This window comes from Pseudoalteromonas sp. S558 (assembly GCF_005886635.1).
Lineage (GTDB): Bacteria > Pseudomonadota > Gammaproteobacteria > Enterobacterales > Alteromonadaceae > Pseudoalteromonas > Pseudoalteromonas aliena.
The window spans coordinates 1-5,506 of the sequence record NZ_PNDU01000384.1; the positions used below are offsets into that span (position 1 = coordinate 1).

Genomic DNA, 5,506 nt, shown 5'->3' on the forward strand with positions numbered 1-5,506 from the left:
TTCAAACTTTTCTTTTGCCATGACGGAACCTATCAGTTTTGTGTATCTAAATTACATATGAAAATAATCCACCAGAGGTAGATTAAGTTAATTTTTTCAAATAGTATTTTCTGACAGATAAAGGAAGTAATCAAGGAGATTCTTAGGACTGGTGCTGATAGGCAGAGTCGAACTGCCGACCTCACCCTTACCAAGGGTGCGCTCTACCAACTGAGCTATATCAGCAACACAAGAACTGGAGCGGGCAGCGGGAATCGAACCCGCATCATCAGCTTGGAAGGCTGAGGTAATAGCCATTATACGATGCCCGCATAAAAATCTGTTCTTAAACTACCTCTAACCGTCAAGAATAAAGTGGTGGAGGGAGCTGGATTCGAACCAGCGAAGGCTGAGCCGTCAGATTTACAGTCTGATCCCTTTGGCCGCTCGGGAACCCCTCCACGATAATTCTCTACTAATTCACTTCCGGTAAAAGGAAAGTGGTGCCGACTAACCGAGTCGAACGGTTGACCTACTGATTACAAGTCAGTTGCTCTACCAGCTGAGCTAAGTCGGCACTGCTTTAGTACGGGGCGAGATATTAGAGTAAGGTTTATTGGGATGCAACTATAAAATCAAAAAAAGTGTAATTTTTTAGTTTAAATGCTCAATATTCATGCGAAAACACATTTTTTGTGCTTTTTTATGCTGTTTTACTTAGTTCGCGCCAATAATTTAATCCCTTCATTACAAGCAATGAATCAAAAATACTTCCTTCAAATTGCTGTTGTAATAGCGAACCATAGCCCCCGGCAAAAATAATCTGCACTGCTTGGTCTGCTTTTTGGACATTTAAATGTAACTTGGCTTGTCCAATTGCCCCTATGGTTGCGACTAAAGCACCATTTTTTAAACCATTAGGCGTATTTTTACCCAGTTCATTGGTAAATGGAGTTTTACCATCATCAAAAACACCCTGGGTGTTTTGTGTAAGCGATGAGGTCATTAAATCAAGCCCGGGTAAAATCCAACCACCCAAATGCAGCCCTTCACAATTGAGTACATCAATTGTGGTTGCGGTGCCCGCATCAACAACTATAAATGCTTTGTTAGGGTATAGTTTAAATCCAGCGATTAATGCCAGCCATCTATCTATACCTAAATTACCCACATGCTCGTAAGCGCATATAAGATCTCCAAGTGTTTTGCTTACCTTAGCTTCAAAGCAAGTAATATTATTACTTGCCGCTTGCGTGAGAATATCGTTTAGTAAATCACTGCGCCCTACACGGGCATAAATCACTTCGGTGATTTTTAACCAAGGTAGGTTATTTATATCTGCTGGCTGTGATTGTTCGTTATGCCAAAGTACAGCTTTTAACGATGTATTACCCACATCTATCAGTAATTTCATATTTGTGCCTTTCTAAGGGAGACTTCGCCCCCGTAATAGCTTTTCACTTCGCCATCTTGTCGAATCCGTATGCCTCCTTGTGGATCGATTCCCTCACATATTCCACGCCAGCTTCTATGACCTGTATTTAGCTCAACGCACTCTCCTGCAAATGCATTAAGCGAATTCCATTGCTCATACATAGCATGTAAGCCAGTTTGACGGTATTGAACCAAGCGCTGCTCTAAATAGTAGGTAAGCGATGCCACCAGCTGGTTTTTATCGAGCTGTTGAGCATGTTGACTTAAATCAGTCCATGCTTGATCTATATGTTGGCTAAAGCTCTGTGGCATTTGTAGGTTTATACCTATACCTATTACGAGCTGACACGGCCCTTGTGGCTGCCCATCAAGTTCAACCAATACGCCAGCTAACTTTTGCTTATTCAAGTAAATATCATTTGGCCACTTCAGTTCTACTTCAATACTATAAAGCGCTTTAATAGCATCATATACTGCTAAGCCAACAGCAATAGATACGCCCATTGCAGCTTGAATACCATCATCTAATCGCCAAAAATAGCTATAATACAAATTGGCACCAAATGGCGATTGCCATACACGTCCACGACGCCCTCGTCCTGCTTGCTGCATTTCAGCAACAATTACAGTACCTGATTCAAGCTCTGTTTTACTTTGTATGCGGCGCATTAACTCACTATTAGTTGAGTCAATTATAGGGTGCACTTCTACACTCGCTGTTTGTGCACCTAATGCCGTGTAATGTTGTTGTATTTTTGATTGGTTTAAAAGTCCTGCGTAGTTATTTAAGCGATACCCTTTACCTGTTACTTTAAAAATATCTAAACCCATATCTTGTAAACTTTGCACATGCTTACTTATTGCTGCACGACTGATACCTAACTGTTCACCCAGTGCTTGGCCAGATACGAAGCCACCTTGATTTAAGGCATTTAAAATGGCGAGTTTATTACCATCAGGTGCTTTCACTGTGCAGGCTCTCCATATATTTGGCATTCGCTTTCATTATTAATTAAGCGCACTTCATGCTCTAACACTATGTTATATTTAGCAAACACGGTATGTTGAATATGTCTAATCATCGTTATGAGGTCGCTTCCTTCACTATTTCCATGATTAACTAGTACCAAGGCCTGCTGCTTATGCACCTCAATACCCGCTACTCTATGCCCTTTTAAACCGACCTGGTCAATTAACCAACCTGCCGCTACCTTATGATGGTTTTGCCCGTATTTGTAATGAGGTAAATCTGCAAACGACTTTAATAGATCAGCCAGCTGTTGGTTGGTTATTATAGGATTTTTAAAAAAGCTGCCTGCATTCGGTAAAATGTAAGGGTTTGGCAATTTGCTATTGCGCGTTTGTATTACTTGATCGAACACTGCACGAGGCGTAATAGTAGCTAGTTGCTGTAACGGGCCATAACTTAAAACTGGTTGCCATTTTTTAGGTATGGCAAAATACACCTGTGTAATAACCGCTTTATTTTTTAACGCATGTTTAAAAATAGAATCGCGATAGCCAAATTGACACTGCTCGTTAGTTAACGTCATCATCGCTTTATTAGCTATATCAAAATACTCAACTGATTCTATAAACTTGGCGAGCTCTACACCATATGCACCAATATTCTGTACTGGTGATGCACCAACAGTACCAGGAATAAGTGCTAAGTTTTCAAGCCCTGGGATGTTTTTATCTAATAAATGACTCACTAATTGGTGCCAATTTTCGCCTGCTGCAACACAAATTAAATAATCGTTCTCGCGTTCATTAATTTTAATGCCTTTGGTCGCCATTTTAATAACGCTACCAAGATAATCGTTCAAAAATACAGTATTACTGCCTTCACCTAATAAGCAAAAAGGTAGCGTAAAGCTTTGTGTTTTTAGTTGATCAAGATGAGTTATTTCAACAAAATTTTGGCATTGATTCTTTAATGCAAATGTATGTAAATGTTGTAATGCGTGCGCCACAAAGCTCTCTAAATATACCGGTAACTAATCGTGATAGTTTACCCCATCGTCGCAAATTGCGCATCAGAATGTAAAAATTGCTCAACCCTCTTACTCAATCATGATATAAAACCAGCACTTTTTATTTGTGTTTAGGGTAATTATGAAAATTAAACCTCTTTTTTTAAGCCTCGCTATGGCGGGTATGTGTTCGCAAGCAATGGCTAATGCGATTGATCAAAACTCATACGCCAATCTTGATGACGTTATTACTACTCACTTAAGCCTTGATTTAGATGTCGATTTTGCCGACAAGCAGTTAGAAGGTTTTGTTGAGCACACTCTTCAGTGGAATAACAGCAACAGTAAAACACTCGTACTTGATACCCGTGACTTAGACATTGATAAAGTAATGTACCAAGACCAAAGCGGTAACTGGCACAAAGCTAAATTCGATTTAGCTAAACGTGACGATGTGAAAGGCTCAAAACTTACTATTAAGTTCAAAAGCCAAGCTAAAATAGTCCGTATTTACTATAACAGCCGCCCAGAAGCATCTGGTCTGCAATGGTTAACACCAGAGCAAACGGCGAGTAAAACGCACCCATTTATGTATAGCCAATCGCAAGCGATTCATGCACGTAGTTGGATCCCTGTACAAGATACGCCAGCAATGCGTGTAACGTACTCTGCCCGTATTCATACACCAAAAGACATTCGCGCTGTAATGAGTGCCGACAATAAAGACGCACTTTATAAAGATGGCGATTACCACTTTGCTATGCCGCAAGCTATTTCACCTTATCTAATTGCTATTGGCGCGGGTAACTTAGAATTTAAAGCCATGTCACATCAAACTGGTATTTTTGCAGAGCCTACCATTTTAGAAGCCTCAGTTGCTGAGTTTGACGACACTCAAGCGATGATAGACAAAACCAATGCGATGTACGGCGAATATGCTTGGGGCCGTTACGACTTACTTATGCTACCGCCTAGCTTTCCGTTTGGTGGCATGGAAAATCCGCGCTTATCGTTTATTACACCTACCGTAGTGGCAGGCGACAAAAGCTTAGTTAACTTAATTGCGCACGAACTAGCGCATTCTTGGTCTGGAAACTTAGTAACTAACGCAACATGGGAAGATTTATGGTTAAACGAAGGTTTTACCTCATACGTTGAAAACCGCATTATGGAAGAAGTGTTTGGCCGTGACCGCGCTGTTATGGAACAAGCATTAGACTCTGCAGGCCTTCGCGCTCAGCTTAAAACGATTGATGCGCCAGATACACGCCTTAATTTAAAACTAAACGGCCGCGATCCAGACGATGCGTTTAGCTCAGTGCCTTACACTAAAGGTCAGTTATTTTTAATCTACCTAGAAAACAAATATGGTCGTGACAAGTTTGACCCATTTGTAAAAGCGTACTTTAAAGAGTTTTCGTTTAAATCACTGACAACTGCGCAATTTGTAACTTATATAAAAGCTAACTTAATTGAAAAGTATCCGGGCGTTGTAAGCATGGACAAAGTAAATGAGTGGATTTTTGAACCAGGCTTACCAAATGATGCGCCAAATCCTACTTCTGATGCATTTGATAAAGTAGACACTGCAACAGCAGCATGGTTAAAAGGCGGCACAACGGCTGCTCAATTACCAACTATTGATTGGTCTGTCCATGAATGGCTACACTTTTTAAATAACTTACCACGCGATTTAAGCCAAGATCATATGGAAGAGCTAGATAATGCGTTTAACTTAACGCAATCAACCAATGCTGAGCGTGCATTTGCATGGTTTATGCTTGCTGTAGGTAATGGCTATCAACCAATTTACCCTGCACTTAATGCGCATTTATCTGGTATAGGCCGTCGTAAGTTAATTGTACCTTTGTATAAATCACTGATCACTAACGGTAAAAAAGATTGGGCGCAAAGCGTGTACTTAAAAGCACGTCCGGGTTATCACCCGCTTGCACAAGGCACCATTGACGCATTATTTGAATAAATAATAGTGTTATACCAATTTTATTCAAAACATGATTATTCTAGCGTATTAAATAACTCACTAACGACGTTAAAAATTATTTATATAGAACAACTATGTACCATAATTTTAGCCTTGTTATTGCGCTATTTTC

Annotated in this window: 4 protein-coding genes and 4 tRNA genes; 1 reads left to right on the top strand and 7 read right to left on the bottom strand. The window is 40.2% G+C overall.

The features are described 5' to 3' along the window. Positions 1-149: 149 nt before the first annotated feature. From CWB66_RS19725 to murB, 7 genes are all read right to left on the bottom strand, one after another. Positions 150-225: transfer RNA gene (locus CWB66_RS19725), tRNA-Thr, on the bottom strand. A gap of 11 nt (positions 226-236) precedes the next feature. After that, positions 237-311 (bottom strand) — tRNA-Gly (locus tag CWB66_RS19730). 44 nt (positions 312-355) lie between these two features. Beyond that, positions 356-440 (bottom strand) — tRNA-Tyr (locus CWB66_RS19735). A 40-nt stretch (positions 441-480) separates the two neighbouring features. Further along, positions 481-556: transfer RNA gene (locus CWB66_RS19740), tRNA-Thr, on the bottom strand. Between the two features lie 126 nt (positions 557-682). Beyond that, on the bottom strand, positions 683-1,393 hold the full coding sequence (locus CWB66_RS19745; RefSeq protein ID WP_138586686.1) for a type III pantothenate kinase: 711 nt from the start codon (positions 1,391-1,393) through the stop codon (positions 683-685). After that, entirely contained in the window at positions 1,390-2,382 is a 993-nt protein-coding gene (gene birA, locus CWB66_RS19750) for a bifunctional biotin--[acetyl-CoA-carboxylase] ligase/biotin operon repressor BirA (RefSeq protein WP_138586687.1), read from the bottom strand. The genes CWB66_RS19745 and birA overlap by 4 nt, the downstream gene beginning before the upstream one ends. After that, positions 2,379-3,389 carry a UDP-N-acetylmuramate dehydrogenase gene (murB, locus tag CWB66_RS19755; protein ID WP_138586688.1) on the bottom strand — a complete coding sequence of 337 codons (1,011 nt, stop codon included), beginning with the start codon at positions 3,387-3,389 and terminating at the stop codon, positions 2,379-2,381. The genes birA and murB overlap by 4 nt, the downstream gene beginning before the upstream one ends. Positions 3,390-3,531: 142 nt before the next feature. Between murB and CWB66_RS19760 the strand changes: the two genes are divergently transcribed. After that, complete coding sequence (locus tag CWB66_RS19760) at positions 3,532-5,373, top strand: M1 family metallopeptidase (protein WP_138586689.1); 1,842 nt, start codon at positions 3,532-3,534, stop codon at positions 5,371-5,373. Positions 5,374-5,506: the final 133 nt, after the last annotated feature.

What these genes read in the sequence shown, in the direction of transcription:
- CWB66_RS19745 (WP_138586686.1), bottom strand. Translation starts at nt 1,393, where the DNA reads ATGAAATTACTGATAGATGTGGGTAATACATCGTTAAAAGCTGTACTT.
- CWB66_RS19760 (WP_138586689.1), top strand. Translation starts at nt 3,532, where the DNA reads ATGAAAATTAAACCTCTTTTTTTAAGCCTCGCTATGGCGGGTATGTGT.